Annotated in this window: 17 protein-coding genes; 4 read left to right on the plus strand and 13 right to left on the minus strand. The window is 68.3% G+C overall.

Going from position 1 to position 15984, the window contains the following annotated elements:
- Nucleotides 1–2: 2 nt before the first annotated feature.
- The 4 genes from tatA to pafA are packed head-to-tail and all read right to left on the minus strand — an operon-like array spanning nt 3 to nt 3652.
- On the minus strand, nt 3–260 hold the full coding sequence (gene tatA / locus G6N58_RS26615) for a Sec-independent protein translocase subunit TatA (protein ID WP_115280836.1): 258 nt from the start codon (nt 258–260) through the stop codon (nt 3–5).
- A gap of 41 nt (nt 261–301) precedes the next feature.
- Entirely contained in the window at nt 302–1282 is a 981-nt protein-coding gene (locus tag G6N58_RS26620) for a helix-turn-helix transcriptional regulator (RefSeq protein WP_115280835.1), read from the minus strand.
- Nucleotides 1279–2259: a helix-turn-helix transcriptional regulator gene (locus G6N58_RS26625; protein WP_115280834.1), complete on the minus strand. Its 981-nt coding sequence runs from the start codon at nt 2257–2259 to the stop codon at nt 1279–1281. Before G6N58_RS26625 ends, G6N58_RS26620 begins: the two co-directional genes overlap by 4 nt.
- A gap of 34 nt (nt 2260–2293) precedes the next feature.
- A complete protein-coding gene (gene pafA, locus G6N58_RS26630) occupies nt 2294–3652 on the minus strand; it encodes a Pup--protein ligase (protein WP_115280833.1) in 1359 nt (452 codons plus the stop codon).
- An 83-nt stretch (nt 3653–3735) separates the two neighbouring features.
- Here pafA and G6N58_RS26635 point away from each other — a divergent pair, with 83 nt between their 5' ends.
- Nucleotides 3736–5427, plus strand: a complete 1692-nt coding sequence (locus G6N58_RS26635) for an alpha/beta hydrolase (RefSeq protein WP_115280832.1) — start codon at nt 3736–3738, stop codon at nt 5425–5427.
- A 19-nt stretch (nt 5428–5446) separates the two neighbouring features.
- On the opposite strand, the gene prcA is transcribed toward G6N58_RS26635, so the two are convergent.
- The 4 genes from prcA to dop all read right to left on the minus strand — a co-directional run bounded on the left by prcA (nt 5447) and on the right by dop (nt 8811).
- Nucleotides 5447–6175, minus strand: a complete 729-nt coding sequence (prcA, locus tag G6N58_RS26640) for a proteasome subunit alpha (RefSeq protein ID WP_115280831.1) — start codon at nt 6173–6175, stop codon at nt 5447–5449.
- Nucleotides 6172–7035, minus strand: a complete 864-nt coding sequence (gene prcB, locus G6N58_RS26645) for a proteasome subunit beta (protein ID WP_115280830.1) — start codon at nt 7033–7035, stop codon at nt 6172–6174. The genes prcA and prcB overlap by 4 nt, the downstream gene beginning before the upstream one ends.
- Nucleotides 7032–7226, minus strand: coding sequence for a ubiquitin-like protein Pup (locus G6N58_RS26650; protein ID WP_068917438.1), 195 nt, complete (start codon nt 7224–7226; stop codon nt 7032–7034). The genes prcB and G6N58_RS26650 overlap by 4 nt, the downstream gene beginning before the upstream one ends.
- Nucleotides 7227–7302: 76 nt before the next feature.
- On the minus strand, nt 7303–8811 hold the full coding sequence (gene dop, locus G6N58_RS26655) for a depupylase/deamidase Dop (RefSeq protein WP_115280829.1): 1509 nt from the start codon (nt 8809–8811) through the stop codon (nt 7303–7305).
- A gap of 81 nt (nt 8812–8892) precedes the next feature.
- Here dop and G6N58_RS26660 point away from each other — a divergent pair, with 81 nt between their 5' ends.
- From G6N58_RS26660 to G6N58_RS26670, 3 genes are read left to right on the plus strand one after another with little or no spacing between them, the layout of a single operon-like run.
- Nucleotides 8893–10125, plus strand: coding sequence for a metal-dependent hydrolase family protein (locus G6N58_RS26660; RefSeq protein WP_115282036.1), 1233 nt, complete (start codon nt 8893–8895; stop codon nt 10123–10125).
- Nucleotides 10122–11255, plus strand: coding sequence for a hypothetical protein (locus tag G6N58_RS26665; protein WP_115280828.1), 1134 nt, complete (start codon nt 10122–10124; stop codon nt 11253–11255). Before G6N58_RS26660 ends, G6N58_RS26665 begins: the two co-directional genes overlap by 4 nt.
- A gap of 21 nt (nt 11256–11276) precedes the next feature.
- Complete coding sequence (locus tag G6N58_RS26670) at nt 11277–12425, plus strand: hypothetical protein (RefSeq protein WP_115282035.1); 1149 nt, start codon at nt 11277–11279, stop codon at nt 12423–12425.
- On the opposite strand, the gene arr is transcribed toward G6N58_RS26670, so the two are convergent.
- Genes arr through G6N58_RS26695 form a run of 5 tightly spaced genes read right to left on the minus strand, consistent with a single transcriptional unit; the run spans nt 12422 to nt 15978 of the window.
- Nucleotides 12422–12859 (minus strand): NAD(+)--rifampin ADP-ribosyltransferase, encoded by a 438-nt coding sequence (gene arr / locus G6N58_RS26675; RefSeq protein ID WP_115280827.1) that lies wholly within the window; start codon nt 12857–12859, stop codon nt 12422–12424. The two genes, G6N58_RS26670 and arr, sit on opposite strands and share 4 nt — an antisense overlap.
- Entirely contained in the window at nt 12846–13064 is a 219-nt protein-coding gene (locus G6N58_RS26680) for a zinc-ribbon domain-containing protein (protein WP_115280826.1), read from the minus strand. The genes arr and G6N58_RS26680 overlap by 14 nt, the downstream gene beginning before the upstream one ends.
- A 22-nt stretch (nt 13065–13086) precedes the next feature.
- Entirely contained in the window at nt 13087–14166 is a 1080-nt protein-coding gene (locus G6N58_RS26685; RefSeq protein WP_115280825.1) for an ABC transporter ATP-binding protein, read from the minus strand.
- A 10-nt stretch (nt 14167–14176) separates the two neighbouring features.
- A complete protein-coding gene (locus tag G6N58_RS26690; protein WP_115280824.1) occupies nt 14177–15088 on the minus strand; it encodes a carbohydrate ABC transporter permease in 912 nt (303 codons plus the stop codon).
- On the minus strand, nt 15085–15978 hold the full coding sequence (locus tag G6N58_RS26695) for a carbohydrate ABC transporter permease (RefSeq protein ID WP_115280823.1): 894 nt from the start codon (nt 15976–15978) through the stop codon (nt 15085–15087). Before G6N58_RS26695 ends, G6N58_RS26690 begins: the two co-directional genes overlap by 4 nt.
- Nucleotides 15979–15984: the final 6 nt, after the last annotated feature.

Genomic DNA, 15984 nt, shown 5'->3' on the forward strand with positions numbered 1-15984 from the left:
GGTCAGGCGGGGCGAACGTCGGTGTGGTTGGTGGCCGGCGGCGGCACATCCACGCGCTCCGACTGCACCGGTGTCGCCGTCGGCGGCTGCGGGGTGACGGTCGGCTGCTCTTTGTCGCTCTGAAGTTCCTTGACCTCAGACTTGAAGATCCGCATCGACTTGCCCAGCGAACGGGCAGCGTCCGGCAGGCGCTTCGCGCCGAACAGCAGCACGAACACCACGATCAAGATGACCCAGTGCCAGGGTTGCAGAGCACCCACTTCGGTTACCTCCAGATTGTTCGATCCGTGCCCCAGCGATGCTACCCCGCTGCCGCATATGCGCCCAGCGCTGCGGCGGCGGCAGCCCGCACGTTGTCGGCCAGCTCCGCAGGCGCCCGCACCGTCACCAGGTCACCGAGACCGAGCACCAGGCGGGTCATCCACTCCGGGCTGCCGTAGGTCATCTCGGCCTCGAAATGCCCGTCGGACAGCTCGCGTACCGATCGCAACGGGTAGTACTCCAGCATCCAGGACGCCTCCGGGGCGATGCGCAGTGTTGCCGACGGCAGCGCCCGCTCGACCTCGGAGTCGGCGCCGAACAGGGACATGTCCGGGGCGTCCTGCACCGCAGGCGCGGGCGGCGCCGACGGTTCGTCGAGGGCGGTGGCGTCGACGATCCGGTCGAACCGGAACAGCCGCACGCCCTCGGCCTCGCGTGACCACGCCTCGAGGTAGCTGTGGTCATTGACCAAGAGGATGCGGATCGGATCCACCACACGGCTGGTCAGAGTGTCGCGTGATGCCGAGTAGTACTCGATGACCAGCGCCTTCTCCTGGCGCACCGCGTCGCGGACGGTAGTGGCGGCGTGGTTCTCCACCGGCGCCGGTTCCGATTCGGCGGCGGGAACCCCCGGCACGTGTGTGGCATTGCCGGCGGCGGCCTCGATCTTGGCGATGGCGCTGCGCGCCGCCTCGGGATCCACCACGCCGGGCACGTCGGCCAGCGCCCGCAGTGCAACCAGCAGACCGGTGGCCTCCGGCGAGGTCAGGCGCAGCGGGTGGTCGATGCCGGCGGTGAACGTCACCTCGATGGTGTCCTCACCGGCGAACTCGAAGTCGATCAGGTCCCCCGGGCCGTATCCGGGCAGCCCGCACATCCACAGCTGGTTGATGTCGTCCTGCAGCTGTTTAGGGGTGACACCGAGGTCGCTGGCCGCCTCGGCGAAGGTGATCCGCGGGTTGGCCTGGAAGTACGGGACCATGTTGAGCAACCGCACCAGCCGCGTCGACACGCCGCTCACGAAGCCTGGGCCTTCAGTCGGGCGATCACATCGTCGCGCAGCGTGTCGGGTTCCAGCACCAGCGCGTCGGCGCCGTACCCGGCTATCGCGCGCGCCAACCGGTCCCGCCAGCCGATGTCGAGTTCGAGGACCTCCCCGGCCCGGCCACCAAGTTCGCGTGGGCCCAGCGATGTTCCGGCCCGCCGCAGCGCGGTGGCCCGACCGTCGGCGACCCACACCCGGGCCAGCTGACCCGAGGGCGTCTCCCCCACCACCGCGGTCACGATGGCCCGCAGATCCAGCCCGGCGGGCCGGGTGACGGCACCGTCGGGTCCGAGGGCCTGGATCCCGTCACCGATGCGGGAGAGCCGGAAGGTTCGGGTGGCGTCGCGGTCGCGGTCGTGACCCACGAGATACCACCGCCGGTTCACCGTCACCACACCCCAGGGTTCGACGGTGCGGGTGGTGAACGGCTCGGTGGGCGACGCGCGGTGCGGGAACCGCACCGCACGCCCGGCGTTGATCGCCGCCAGCAGCACTCCCAGCACCTCTTCGGAACCACGCAGGCCCGGCAGCCCGGCCGCCGACGAGATGGTGACCGTGTCGCCGGCGTCGACGTCCACCCCGGCCGCCCTCAGTTTGAGCAACGCGCTCTGGGTCGCCGTGACCAGTTCGGGTGACTCCCACAGCTGCGTTGCCACCGCCACCGCCGCGGCCTCGTCGGCGGTCAGCTCAATCTCGGGCAGCGCATAGGCCTCCCGGTTGATCCGATAGCCCTCACTGGGGTCGAAGGAGGACACCCGCCCCGTCTCCAGCGGGATCCCGAGGTCGCGCAACTCGTTCTTGTCGCGTTCGAACATCCGCGAGAAGGCCTCGTCGCTGGGACTGTCGGTGTATCCGGCGACACTGCGGCGGATCCGGTCGGCGGTGATGTACCCCTGCGTCGACAGCAACGCGATGACGAGATTCATCAACCGTTCGACTTTGGAGATCCCCACGGGCTAGACCTTAGAGGTCAACCCCGCGACAGGCTCACATCGACGCGATCAACCGCTTGACCCGCTCGTCGACCGCGCGGAACGGGTCCTTGCACAGCACGGTGCGCTGGGCCTGGTCGTTGAGCTTGAGGTGCACCCAGTCGACGGTGAAGTCACGACCGGCTTCCTGTGCAGCGCTGATGAACTCGCCGCGCAGCTTGGCCCGGGTGGTCTGCGGCGGGGTCTCGACGGCCTCGTCGATCTCCTCGTCGGTGGTGATGCGGGCGGCCAGACCCTTGCGCTGCAGCAGATCGAACACCCCGCGGCCGCGCTTGATGTCGTGGTACGCCAGGTCGAGCTGGCTGATCTTCGGGTCGGAGAGGTCCATGTTGTAGCGGTCCTGATAGCGCTGGAACAACTTGCGCTTGATCACCCAGTCGATCTCGGTGTCCACCTTGGCGAAGTCCTGGCTCTCCACCGCGTCGAGCTGGCGGCCCCACAGATCCACCACCTGCTCGATCTGGGGATTCGGCTCGCGGGTCTGCAGGTGCTCGACGGCCCGGGCGTAGTACTCACGCTGGATGTCCAGGGCACTGGCCTGGCGCCCGCCCGCCAACCGGACCGGGCGCCGGCCGGTGAGGTCGTGGCTGACCTCGCGGATGGCCCGGATGGGGTTGTCGAGTGAGAAGTCGCGGAACGGGACGCCGGCCTCGATCATCTCCAGCACCAGGGCGGCCGTGCCGACCTTGAGCATGGTGGTGGACTCGCTCATGTTGGAGTCGCCGACGATGACGTGCAGGCGGCGGTACTTCTCGGCGTCGGCGTGCGGCTCGTCGCGGGTGTTGATGATGGGCCTGCTGCGAGTGGTGGCGCTGGAAACGCCCTCCCAGATGTGTTCCGCGCGCTGACTGAGGCAGAAGGTGGCGGCCTTGGGGGTCTGCAGCACCTTGCCCGCGCCGCAGATCAACTGCCGGGTCACCAGGAACGGCAGCAACACATCGGAGATCCGGGAGAATTCGCCGGCGCGCACGATGAGGTAGTTCTCGTGGCAGCCGTAGGAGTTCCCCGCGGAGTCGGTGTTGTTCTTGAACAGGTAGATGTCCCCGCCGATGCCCTCGTCCGCCAGCCGCTGCTCGGCGTCGATCAGCAGGTCTTCGAGAACCCGCTCACCTGCGCGGTCATGGGTGACGAGCTGGATGAGGCTGTCACATTCGGCGGTGGCGTACTCGGGATGGCTGCCCACGTCGAGGTACAGGCGGGCGCCGTTGCGGAGGAAGACATTGCTGCTGCGGCCCCACGACACCACCCGGCGGAAGAGGTAGCGCGCCACTTCGTCCGGCGAGAGCCGCCGGTGGCCGTGGAAGGTGCAGGTGACACCGAATTCGGTCTCGATTCCCATGATTCGTCGCTGCACACGATCGAGACTACTTGTTCTCCTGCGCAGCGGCCTGTGGATGGCGGTCGGCGCGTCTGCCGCCGCAGCTGCCAGCATGCGCCATGGCGCCTCGACCCACCCTCAGCGAAGCCCGCGTCTGGGACCCGGATTCGCTCTCCGAGCTGGCTCAGGCATGGGATCGGGCGGCCGGCCAAGTGCAGATCCACCTGGAGCAGGTGGCCCGCACGACCGTCGGCACCGGCGAGTTCTGGGTGGGTTCGGCCGCCCAGAAAGCCCGCGCGCACGCCGAGGCGGTCACCGCCCCGGCCCGCCAGGCCGCGCGGGCCCTGATCGCGGCGGCGGCCGCCGCCCGCGACGGGGCCCGGCTGATCGCCGACGCCAGAGCGACGGTGCTGTCCCTGGCCGACGCCGCGGTCTCCGAGGGCTACGCGGTGGCCGACGACGGCACGGTGACCGCCCCGGCGGAGCTGCCCGAGCTGCTGCGACTGTTCGCCGGCGAGTCGGCCGGTGAGCTCATGATGGCCAGGCGGGCAATCGAATCGACCGGCGAGCTGCACGACGCCCTGGATCGGCTCGGGGCCGCCGACCGCGACACCGCCGCCCGGATCGACCTGGTGTTCAGCGGTGGGCAACCGGAAGCCACCTTCCCGGCCGGGGCCACCGACCTCGCCCCGGCGGAGGTGGTGGGCGCCTGGACCGCGATGAGCCAGGACCGCATCGCCGAGCAGGTGGCCGCGATGTCACCGCAGCAGCGCCAAAGCTTGATCGACGCCGAACCGAGCCAGGTCGGCAACACCGATGGTGTGCCCTGGGACCTGCGCATGCAGGCCAACCGGATCAACATTGCCGACGCCGTGCTGGCCCAGCGCCGGATCGTCGACCTCCCCGAGGAAGACAAGATCGCCCGCATGTTCGCCGCCGGCCTGGGCCTGGACACCGGCAGTGCCGAGCGGGTGTGGCTGGCCGCCCACAGCGACCCGGTGGTGCGTGCCTCCATCGTCGCCACCCACGACCGGGAAGCCAACGCGCGCATCAACTTCTACTCCAGCCTGCTGTCCGGTGACCGGCAGATCATCGGGTTCGACCCGCAGCGGTCGTCGTTCATCGAACTGCTCGGCGACCTGGATCAGGCCCGCGCGGTCGGCGTGCTCGTCCCCGGCCTGAACACCACGATCGAGACGTCGGCGGCCGACACCGAGACCGCCCGCCGCTTCGTCACCGCCAGGCACGGCGACGTGGCGATGGTGACCTATCTCGGCGGCCCGTTTCCCACCGGCGAGCTGGCCGCCGGCGTGCTCGACGCCGGCAAACCCACCTACGCGCTGCAGATGGCGCCGCGACTGGCGGCCTTCAGCGAGGACGTCGCGCGGACGGTGGGCCCAGACGTCCCCGTGACCTACATCGGACACTCCTATGGGGGCTCCATCCTCGGCACCGCCGAGCAGCTGGGCCTGACCGCGGATCGCACACTCTATGTTGCGGCCGCCGGAAGCGGTGTGGGCGTGGATGATCCGAGCGACTGGCACAACCGCAATCCGGACGTGCGACGGTTCTCGATGACCGCCCCCGGCGACTGGATCGAGCTGGTGCAAGGCATGGCGCTGAGCCCGCACGGCGCTGACCCGGATTCGATGCCCGGCGTGGTCCGCCTGCAGACCGGCCGGCGCCTGGACGGCAGCCTGATGGCCGGTCCGGACGCCCACAGTGCTGTGATCAACGAACCGTCGGACGCCTGGCACAACATCCTGACTGTCATCCCCGGCGAGTGGGAGCAGTTGAAGGTGGCGGGGTGACGCCGCCACAACGGTAGAACTACGCGGGTGACTCGTCCTGAGGCGAGTCGTCCTGCGGCAGAAGCGCATCCAGTGCGGCCCCGGTGATGCGACGGAACGCACGCCGGGGCCGGTTGGCGTCCAGGATCGCCACCTCGAGCGTCGAGGCGCCGAGGGTGCGTTGTTCGCCGTTGGTGCCGGCCTGTAAGGCGCTGACCGCGATCTTCACGGCATCACCGAGACTGGCGTTCTCCGCGTACGTGTCCTTCAGCGCGGTGGCGATGGGCTCGGTGGTGCCGCCCATCACGACAAAATGCGGCTCATCGGCGATGGATCCGTCGTAGGTGATGCGGTAGAGCTCGGGGGCCTTGGTCTCGCCGAAGTGGGCCACCTCGGCCACACACAGCTCCACCTCGTACGGCTTGGCCTGCTCGGTGAAGATGGTGCCCAGGGTCTGGGCGTACACGTTGGCCAGCTGCCTGCCGGTGACGTCACGCCGCGAGTAGGCGTAGCCCTGGGTGTCGGCGAACCGGATGCCCCCGCTGCGCAGGTTGTTGAACTCGTTGAATCGGCCCACGGCGGCGAAGCCCACTCGGTCATAGAGCTCGCTGACCTTCTGCAGGGACCGCGACGGGTTCTCCGCCACGAACAGCACACCGTCGGCATAGGCCAACACGACCACACTGCGGCCGCGCGAGATGCCCTTGCGGGCGAGCTCGCTGCGCTCGCGCATCGCCTGTTCGGGCGAGATGAAATACGGGAAACTCATGAAACTGGGGCCTCACCGGCGTCGGGTCCGAAAGTGTCTGTGCGCGAACGGTTTGCGATCACCTCGCGGGCCAGCTGGGCGATCCGCGCCTCGGGGATCTCCTCGGCGCCCTCGGCACCGATCGTGACCGCGGTGGGATAGATACCGCGCACCAGGTCCGGACCGCCGGTGGCCGAATCGTCGTCGGCGGCATCGTAGAGCGCCTCGACGGCCACCCGCAGCGCGGATTCGGCGTCGGTGACCCCCGAATAGAGCTTCTTCATCGACGATTTCGCAAACAGCGACCCTGAACCAACCGAGTGGAAGCCCTCTTCTTCGAGGTTGTGTCCGCCGGCGGCGTCGAAGGACACGATCCGTCCGGCGCCCACCGGATCGGGGGCGTCGAGGTCGTAACCGACCAGCAGCGGCAGCGCGACGAAACCCTGCAGGGCCGCACCGAGATTGCCGCGGACCATGGTGGCCAACCGGTTCACCTTGCCCGGGAACGTCAGCGCAACACCTTCGAGCTTCTCGTAGTGCTCGAGCTCGACAGCGTAGAGCCGGGCGAACTCCACGGCGATGGCGGCGGTACCCGCGATGCCGGTGGCCGTGTAGTCGTCGGTGATGTAGACCTTCTGCACGTCGCGGCTGGCGATCATGTGGCCCTGGGTGGCCCGGCGGTCGCCGGCGATCAGCACGCCGCCGGGATACTTGAGCGCCACGATGGTGGTGCCGTGCGGCAGGTCGGCACCGCTACCGGTCTGCTGCGCCCCCACAGTGGGCAGCAGGTGGGGCGCTTCGCGCTGCAGATGGTCGGTGAACGACGACAGGTTCGAGGTCAGGGAACTGGGGGTCAGGCGGTCGGGGAACTGCCAGGTCACTGGCCACCCTTTTGGACGTATGCCCGCACAAAGTCCTCGGCATTCTCCTCCAGGACGTCGTCGATCTCGTCCAGCAGGTCGTCGGTTTCCTCGGTCAGCTTCTCGCGACGCTCCTGGCCCGCGGCCGTGCTGCCGGTGAGGTCGTCGTCATCGCCGCCGCCACCGCCACGCTTGGTCTGCTCCTGAGCCATCGCTGCCTCCTCTAACTAGGTGGTTCCACACTACCGGTTGACACCCGTCATGCCCGGAGCTAGGGCGCTTCCGACACTAATTCGTGAGTTGTTCGACGAGTTCGGCGGCACTGTCCACAGAATCCAGCAGGGCACCGACATGTGCCTTGCTCCCCCGCAGCGGCTCCAGGGTGGGAATGCGCACCAGCGAATCGCCCCCGAGGTCGAAGATCACCGAGTCCCAGCTGGCCGCGGCGATGTCCGCGCCGAACCGGCGCAGGCATTCCCCACGGAAGTAGGCCCGGGTGTCGGTCGGCGGGTTGTCCACGGCATCGAGCACCTGCTGTTCGGTGACCAGCCGCTGCATGGAACCGCGTGCCACCAGCCGGTTGTAGAGGCCCTTGTCCAGGCGCACATCGGAGTACTGCAGATCCACCAGGTGCAGCCGCGGCGCCGACCAGGCCAGGTTCTCCCGGTTGCGGAACCCTTCGAGCAGCCGCAGCTTGGCCGGCCAGTCCAGCAGGTCTGCGCACTCCATCGGGTCGCGCTCCAACAGGTCCAGGACATGCGCCCAGGTCTCCACCACGTGCGACGCGCGGGGATCGGGGTCGCGGCTGTCCACCAGCTTGGCCACCCGGTCCAGGTAGATGCGTTGCAGCGCAAGCGCAGTCAACTCGCGGCCGTCGGCCAGCGCCACCGTGGCCCGCAGCGACGGGTCACGGCTGACGACGTGCACGGCGTGCACCGGCCGGGCCAGGGCCAGGTCGGAGAGGTCCAACCCGTGCTGGGGGCCTTCTTCGATCAGGTCCAGTACCAGGCTGGAGGCTCCGACCTTCAGATAGGTCGACGTCTCGGCCAGGTTGGCATCGCCGATGATGACGTGCAGGCGGCGGTACTTGTCGGCATCGGCGTGCGGCTCGTCGCGGGTGTTGATGATCCCCCGCTTGAGGGTGGTCTCCAGACCGACCTCGACCTCGATGTAGTCGGCCCGCTGGGACAGCTGGAAACCAGGCTCGTCGCCCGAGGGTCCGATGCCCACCCGCCCGGAACCGGTCATCACCTGCCGGGACACCAGGAAGGGCGTGAAGCCCGCGATCACCGCAGAGAACGGCGTCTGGCGGCTCATCAGGTAGTTCTCGTGCGTGCCGTACGAGGCGCCCTTGCCGTCGACGTTGTTCTTGTAGAGCTGCAGCCGAGCCGCACCGGGCACGCTGGCGACGTGGCGGGCCGCGGCCTCCATGACCCGTTCGCCGGCCTTGTCCCAGATGACGGCGTCCATCGGGTCGGTGACCTCGGGGGCCGAGTACTCCGGGTGCGCATGGTCGACGTAGAGCCGGGCACCGTTGGTGAGGATCATGTTGGCCGCGCCCACCTCGTCGGCGTCGACCACCGGCGGCGGACCCGAGGCCCGGCTCAGGTCGAAACCGCGGGCGTCGCGCAGCGGGGATTCGACCTCGTAGTCCCATCGCGTGCGCTTGGCCCGCTGGATTCCGGCGGCCGCGGCATAGGCCAGGACCGCCTGGGTGGAGGTGAGGATCGGATTGGCGGTCGGGTCGGACGGCGAGGAAATGCCGTACTCGACCTCGGTCCCGATGATCCTGTGCATGGGACCAGCCTAGAGAGGGCCGGGCCGGATCGGCTGGGTGGCCCACCTGACGGGCGGTTGTGTGGTGCAGTAATGCCCGACATGGACGCTTACCTGCTGCACAACACGACACTGATCGACGGCACCGGCGCCGACCCCGTTCCGCAGGCGGCGGTGCTGGTGGAGAACGGCACCGTCAGCTGGGCCGGACCGGAGGCCGACTACACCGGGGCCGCCGTGACCCGGGTGGATCTGGGCGCCAACACGCTGTGCCCTGGGTTCTTCGACTGCCACGTGCACTTCGCGCTGCCGGGCGCCTCCGGTTCACCCCTGGAGCACGCCCTGAAGCCGCCCTCCTACGAGATGTTCCGGCTGCTCGAGCGGCTGCGGGTGACCGTCAGCAACGGGGTGACCACCGCCAGGGACCTGATGGGCATCGACCCCGGGGTGCGCGACGCGGTGGCCGACGGACTGATCGTGGGCCCCCGATTGCTGGTCGCGGTCGAGATGTTGTCGCAGACGTCCGGGCATGCCGATTTCCACCTCCCGTCGGGCCTGAACCTGGGGCCGCTGATCGGTGCATCGCTGGTGGACACCGTCGACGCCGCGCGGCTGCGCACCCGGGAGCTGATCCGCGCGGGCGCCGACGTCATCAAGGTCGCCTCCAGCGGCGGGGTGTCCTCCCCCAATGACGACCCGTCCTGGCTCGGCATGCGCCGGGAGATGATCGCCGCCATCGTCGAAGAGGGTCGCAACTACGGCGGCCGGCCGGTGGCCGCCCATGCCATCGGCTACCCCGGTATCCGCGCCGCTGTCGAAGCCGGGGTGCACAGCATCGAACACGGCTACGAACTCGACGACGAACTACGCGCTCAGATGGTGGACCAGGGAACGTTCCTGGTGCCGACGCTGCTGGAGACCATGACGCCGGTGACCGCATCACCGCAGGGCGCCGCCAAGAGCGCAAAATGGCATGCGATGGCCCACGATTCGATTGCGGCATCGGTGGCGGCCGGGGTCCGGGTGGCGGTGGGCACCGACGCCGGACTGTCCCCCGACCACGGCACCAATCTCGCCGAGCTGGGTCTGCTGGTGCGCTTCGGCGGGCTGACCCCGCTGCAGGCCATCGTCGCAGGAACCAGCACGGCGGCCGAATTGTGTGGGGTGGCTGACAGATTGGGCTCGGTGGTGGCAGGCAAGCTGGCCGATCTGGTGGTGGTACGTGGCGACCCCCTGGCCGACATCGACGCCGTGGGCAAGCCGGAGAACATCCTGGCGGTGATCAAAGACGGCAAGCCGGTCAGCAATCGCGGCGGCTTCGGAGTTCCGGTATGAGCGGCGAGCGCGACGCCGCCGAACGCTGGTTCCTGGCTCACGGGTTGCCCGCGGTACTGCGCCCGGGCGCGCTCGCTCGGCGCGTCTGGCCCCGCTCCGCCCCCGCGCTGGCCGGTTTTGCGGTGCTGATGGCCAATTCGGTGCTGATCGTGATGGTCACCGGTCAGCACACCATCGACATCGACGGCGCGCCCACCCGCACCGAGTGGTTCGTGCTGGGCCTGCTGCTGGTGGTGTTGCCGGTGGCCGCGGTGGTGGGCTGGGCGGTCTCGCGACTGGGACAGCGGGGACGCACGGCGGCGTCCGCGGTGTCGGTGCTGATCATCTACGCCGGCGCCATCCTGGGCGGCCTGAGCCCCCGCGACCCGGTCAACCTGGCGCTCGACACCGTGGTGCTGGCGCTGATATTCGGTTGTACTGCAACAGGTCTGGGTTCCATCCTGGGGTGGGCTGCGCGCGTCACGGTGCAGAACCTGGCCGCGGTGGGCAACCTGTTCATCCGGGCACTGCCGGTGGTGCTGCTGACCGTGCTGGTGTTCTTCAACACCTACGTCTGGCTGATGGCCGCACTGGTGAGCCGCGCGCGACTCTGGTTGGCCCTGGGGTTCCTGTTCGCGGTGGCCGCGGTGTTCCTGGTGTCAAGCACCCTGGACCGGGTGCGCCCCATTCTCGACCCCGACGCGAAAAAGGCCGAGGACGCCGCCACGCTGACCGGCACGCCGTTCGAGCACATGCCGGACCGCCCACGCCGGGTGCCGCTGTCTCGCGCCGAGCGGATGAACGTGGGTATCGTGCTGGCACTCTCGCAGATCGTGCAGGTCCTCACCGTTGCCGTGGTGACCGCGATGATCTTCTTCGTGCTGGGGCTGATCCTGCTGAGCCCCGAACTGCTGGCGGCCTGGACCCGCGACGGCGCGTCGGACGGCACGTTCCTCGGGATGACGATCCCGGTGCCGCAGTCGCTGATCCAGATCACCATGTTCCTCGGAGCGCTGACATTCATGTACATCAGCGCCCGTGCGGTGGCCGATGCCGACCAGCGGTCCCGGTTCCTCGACCCGCTGGTGGAGGATCTGCGGCTGACGATGGTGGCCCGCGATCGATACCGCACCTTCACCGCGTCACGCTGAGACACTGTGACCGTGCCTGACATGCAGCGCGTGCACGACTGGTTCCTGCAGCGTGGCCTTCCACTGGTGCTGACCCGGCGCGTGCGCTCCCACGCGCTCATCACCCGTTCAGCACCCGCGGTGGCCGGGGTGGGAGCGCTGACCGCGGTGATGATGCTGCTGGCCGATCTGACCGGCGACACCCATGACTACGCCTACGTCACCCGTCTCGCCGTCATCGCCGTCGTGCTCGTGGCGGCACCCTTCGTGCTGGACATCCTGCACCGGCGCGACACCGCCGCATCCGAACGGGGCCGCCGCACCGCAGCGCTGGCGGTGATGGCCATGTACGTCGTCGTGATGCCACTGGCCGTCGACGGGTGGTCGGCAGCGGCGCTGGCCGAGGTACCCGCTTTCCTGGTGGTGACGTTGCTGACCATCTGGCTGACCTACCTCGGTTTCGGGTCGATCGCGTTGTGGGCACTGCGGTTTGCCTCGGTGCAACTCGGCGCGCTGGGCAACCTGATGAGCCGGGCGCTACCGGTGCTGATGCTGGTGGTCGTGGTGTACTTCACCGGTGAGCTGTGGCAGCTCGCCGCCCGGATGAGCCGCGAACGACTCTGGCAGACCATCGGATTCCTGTCGCTGGTGGCGTTGCTGTTCATGGTCACCACCATCCGGGACGAGGTGCGGGCGCTGCGCGAGGACCGGTCCGAACACAGCGATCCGTCGACGCTGCTGGTGGGCACGCCGTTCGCCGACGGCGTGGTCCGCCCGGTGCCGCCCGAGCGCACACCGCTCTCGCGTGCCGAGCAGTTCAACGTCGTCGCAGTGATGGTGGTGTCGCAGGCCATCCAGGTGGTCTTCTTCACCACCGGCATCTTCGTGTTCTTCCTGGCGCTGGGCATCATCGCCGTGCCCGACGACGTCACCGTGCTGTGGTCTTCGCAGCAGAGCTGCCCGGTGGGCGAACCACCCTGCGCCGGAACATGGTTCGGTATCCACGTCCCCGTCCCGCAGACCCTGGTGCACACCTCACTGTTCGTCGCCGTGCTGTCAGGGCTGTACTTCACCGTGAGCACATCGGTGGATCCGTTGTACCGGCAGCGTTTCTTCGACCCGCTGATCGCCGACGTGGCGGTCAGCCTGGCCGGCCGCGACGCCTATCTCGAGATGGAGGGCGAGCCCTAGTCGTAGATCACGGCCTCGCCGCGGCGGCGCAGCTCCGCCAGTCCGTCACGCATGGCCTGCAGCTGCTGCGCGGAATGTCCCTCCCAGTCGGTGATCTCGCCGACGATGCGCACCGGCTGCCTGCTGCGGTAAGACCGGGTGGGATTGCCCGGGAGCTTCTTGTCGGTCACGTTGGGGTCGTCCTCGATGGGGCCCAGAGGCTCGACGAGGTAGATGTGGCCACGCCCGTCCCCCGGGGCCAGCTCCGCACCCCACACCGCGGCGTCGAGGGTCTGGGTCAGGTAGATGTGGTTCATGATGCGGCCGGGCTCGTAGTTCGACTCCCGGCCCGGAACCAGGAGATCGCCCACCGCCAGCTCGGCTTTGGTGCCGTGCAGGTACGCACCGGACTCGTGCACTTCGAAGGGTGTGGGCACGGCCTCACACCCCCGCATCCACAGCCACTGCCGCTCGGCAGATCCCACAGACCTCCAGCCGACGCCTCTTCCAGCGCGCCACCGGCACGAAGAACAACGTGAACTGTTTGAACTCCTCCATCCGCTGCCAGACCGTGGTGTTGTGGCAGCGCGGGCAGGTGCGCGTCTCGCCGGTCCCCAGGGACTTCTGCTTGACGCCATAACCGAAGAGGAAGAAGAACACCCCCTCGAGGATAGTGAAGCCGCTACAGGCGCACGGGCTGGCGGCTGTGCCTGGACTCCCCCGTGCTCGCATCGAAGAAGTAGGTCCGCTCCGGCGGCAGCACCAGACCGATGGTGGCACCGGCCGGCAGATCGGTGCCCGCCGGGGCGTGCACCATCACCCGGGTCTCACCCACCAGCGCGGTCACCAGGGCATGGCTACCCAGCGGCTCCACCACGTCCACCCGGGCCGTCACTGCCCCGTCGTCGAACGCACCGAACCGCGTCTCGAGGTGTTCGGGCCGGACACCCACCGTCACCGGACCGTCCGGTTCAGCCACCGGCCCGACGGCCGCGCCGGCGATGTGCAGGATCCCGTCTGTGACCTCGGCGGGGATCAGGTTCATCGGAGGGCTACCCATGAACGCCGCCACGAAGGTGTTGGCGGGGCGGTTGTAGATGTCGTCGGTGGTGCCGATCTGCTGCACCGTGCCTTTGGACATCACGCACAACCGGTCCCCCAGCGTCATCGCTTCCACCTGGTCATGCGTGACGTAGATGGAGGTGACGGGGAACTCCCGGTGCAGGCGCTTGAGGTCACCGCGAACCTGGTTGCGCAGCTTGGCATCCAGGTTCGACAGCGGTTCGTCGAGCAGGAAGGCCTGCGGCCGGCGCACCAGCGCGCGGCCCATCGCCACCCGCTGCCGCTGTCCACCGGAGAGCTGGCCGGGCTTACGATCCAGCAGGTCGGTGATCTCGAGCAGTTCCGCGGTGTCGCGCACCCGCCGGTCCACCTCGGCCCGCGGCGTCTTGCGTTGGCGCAGGCCGTAAGCCAAATTCTTGTACACCGACATGTGCGGGTACAGCGCATAGTTCTGGAACACCATCGCGATGTCACGCTCCCCTGGCGAGAGGTGGTTCACCACGTCCCCGCCGATGCGGATCTCGCCCGACGTCGGGGTGTCCAGGCCGGCCAGCAGCCGCAGTGCGGTGCTCTTCCCGCACCCCGACGGACCGACCAGGACCAGGAACTCCCCGTCGGCCACTGTCAGGTTCAGCTTCTCCAGCGCTACCAGGTCACGGCCGAAACTGCGGGTGACATCACGGAACTCGACTGCTGCCACGGCTTTCCCCTCAACCCTTGATGCCGGTGCTGGCCACCGACTGAACGAAGTATTTCTGCGCACCGATGAACACCAGCAGCATCGGCAGCAGGCTCATCACGTTGGCCGCCATCAACAGTGGCCACTTGACCCGGTGCGCTCCCTGGAAGTAGCTCAGTCCCAGCGGAACCGTCATCTGGTCCTGGGAGGTGATGACGATCAGCGGCCACAGGAAGTCGTTCCAGGACGTCAGCACCGTCAAGGCGGCCAGCGTGGACAGCGCCGGCAACGACAGCGGCAGCACCATCTTGAACAGCACCCCCAGTCGGGACGTGCCGTCGACGCGGGCGGCTTCCTCGAGTTCCACCGGCACGGTCATGAAGAACTGGCGCAGGAAGAAGATCCCGAAGGCGGTGGCCAGATTGGGCAGCATCAGAGCGCCCAGGTGGTCGATGCCCAGGCCCTCCCACACGGTGTCACCGAACCACTTCACGATCAGGAACACCGGGATCATGGTGACCTGGAACGGCACCATCAACGTGGCCATCAGGGTGACGAACAGCGCGCCGCGGCCCAGGAACCGGACCCGGGCGAAGGCGTAGCCGGCAAGACTGCACACCAGCAGGTTGCTCACCAGGACCACTGCTGTGACCGTGAGGCTGTTGAGGAAAAAGTGGCCGAAAGGCGCTGCGGCCCAGGCCTCGGAGTAGTTCTCGAACCGGGGACTCTCCGGGAACAACACCGGCGGGAAGCGGTTGGCCTCCCCCTCGGTCTCCAGTGACGTGACCAACATCCACAGCAGCGGCACCAGCAGGATGAAGGAGACCGGGATCAGCACCAGGTGCCAGGGACTGAAGGGCAGCTTCAGCCGCCGCCGGCGAGGGGCAGGTGCGGGCACCGGCTCGACGGCCGGTGTGGCGGGGGCGGTGAGTTGGTCGGTCATGAGTAGTGCACATGTCTGCGAGCGAGGCGGAACTGGATGCCGGTGATCACCAGGATCACCACGAACAGCGCATAGGCCATGGCGGCGGCGTAGCCCGCATCGAACTGGACGAAGGCGCGGTCCCACAGGTAGTAGACGATCACGGTGGTGGCTCGCAGGGGACCACCCCGGGTGGTGGCGTACACCTCGTCGAACAACTGCAGGGCATTGATGGTCAGCCACACCACCAGGAATAGGTTGGCCGGCCCCAGCAGCGGCACCGTGATGGTGCGGAACCGGGTGGCCGCCGAGGCGCCGTCGATGGCGGCTGCTTCGTGCAGCTCGGCCGGGACCCCCTGCAGGGCGGCCAGATACACGATGACCGAGAACCCGGTCCACCCCCAGATCGTCATGGCCACGATCACGAACAGCGCCTGCGACGGGGAGGCCAGGAACGGCTGGGACGGCAGACCGACGGCGTTGAGCCCGGCGTTGACCAGTCCGTAGTCGCGGTCGGTCAGCCACAGGAAGATGATGCCCTGGGAGATCGTCGACACCGCCATGGTGACGTAGGCGGCGGTGCGGTACACCGAGATGAACCGCAGGGAGCGGTTCATCGCGGCGGCGATGAGCAGGCCCACCAGCATGGTGCCGGGCACGAACAACGCGGTGTAGACGATGGTGTGCTTGACCGATTCCAGGAACATCGGGTCTTCGGCGAGCTTGCGGTAGTTGTCGAAGCCCACCCAGGGTGTCCTGTCCGACAACAGGTCCGAATCCTGGAAGGACAGCTGCAGCGACATCAGCACCGGCAGCAGCCCGAAGACACCGATCAGCAGCGCCGCGGGGCTGACCAGCGCCCAGCCGCTCACGGTGTCCGAGCGGCCGAGCCTGCTCATCAAGGTCGTCATCCGGCG

Origin of the sequence: Mycolicibacterium tokaiense, assembly GCF_010725885.1 — a bacterium.
Taxonomy (GTDB): Bacteria; Actinomycetota; Actinomycetes; order Mycobacteriales; family Mycobacteriaceae; genus Mycobacterium; species Mycobacterium tokaiense.

What these genes read in the sequence shown, in the direction of transcription:
- G6N58_RS26635 (WP_115280832.1), top strand. Translation starts at nt 3,736, where the DNA reads ATGGCGCCTCGACCCACCCTCAGCGAAGCCCGCGTCTGGGACCCGGAT.
- prcA (WP_115280831.1), bottom strand. Translation starts at nt 6,175, where the DNA reads ATGAGTTTCCCGTATTTCATCTCGCCCGAACAGGCGATGCGCGAGCGC.
- G6N58_RS26650 (WP_068917438.1), bottom strand. Translation starts at nt 7,226, where the DNA reads ATGGCTCAGGAGCAGACCAAGCGTGGCGGTGGCGGCGGCGATGACGAC.
- dop (WP_115280829.1), bottom strand. Translation starts at nt 8,811, where the DNA reads ATGCACAGGATCATCGGGACCGAGGTCGAGTACGGCATTTCCTCGCCG.
- G6N58_RS26660 (WP_115282036.1), top strand. Translation starts at nt 8,893, where the DNA reads ATGGACGCTTACCTGCTGCACAACACGACACTGATCGACGGCACCGGC.
- G6N58_RS26665 (WP_115280828.1), top strand. Translation starts at nt 10,122, where the DNA reads ATGAGCGGCGAGCGCGACGCCGCCGAACGCTGGTTCCTGGCTCACGGG.
- G6N58_RS26670 (WP_115282035.1), top strand. Translation starts at nt 11,277, where the DNA reads ATGCAGCGCGTGCACGACTGGTTCCTGCAGCGTGGCCTTCCACTGGTG.
- arr (WP_115280827.1), bottom strand. Translation starts at nt 12,859, where the DNA reads ATGCGGGGGTGTGAGGCCGTGCCCACACCCTTCGAAGTGCACGAGTCC.
- G6N58_RS26690 (WP_115280824.1), bottom strand. Translation starts at nt 15,088, where the DNA reads ATGACCGACCAACTCACCGCCCCCGCCACACCGGCCGTCGAGCCGGTG.
- G6N58_RS26695 (WP_115280823.1), bottom strand. Translation starts at nt 15,978, where the DNA reads ATGACGACCTTGATGAGCAGGCTCGGCCGCTCGGACACCGTGAGCGGC.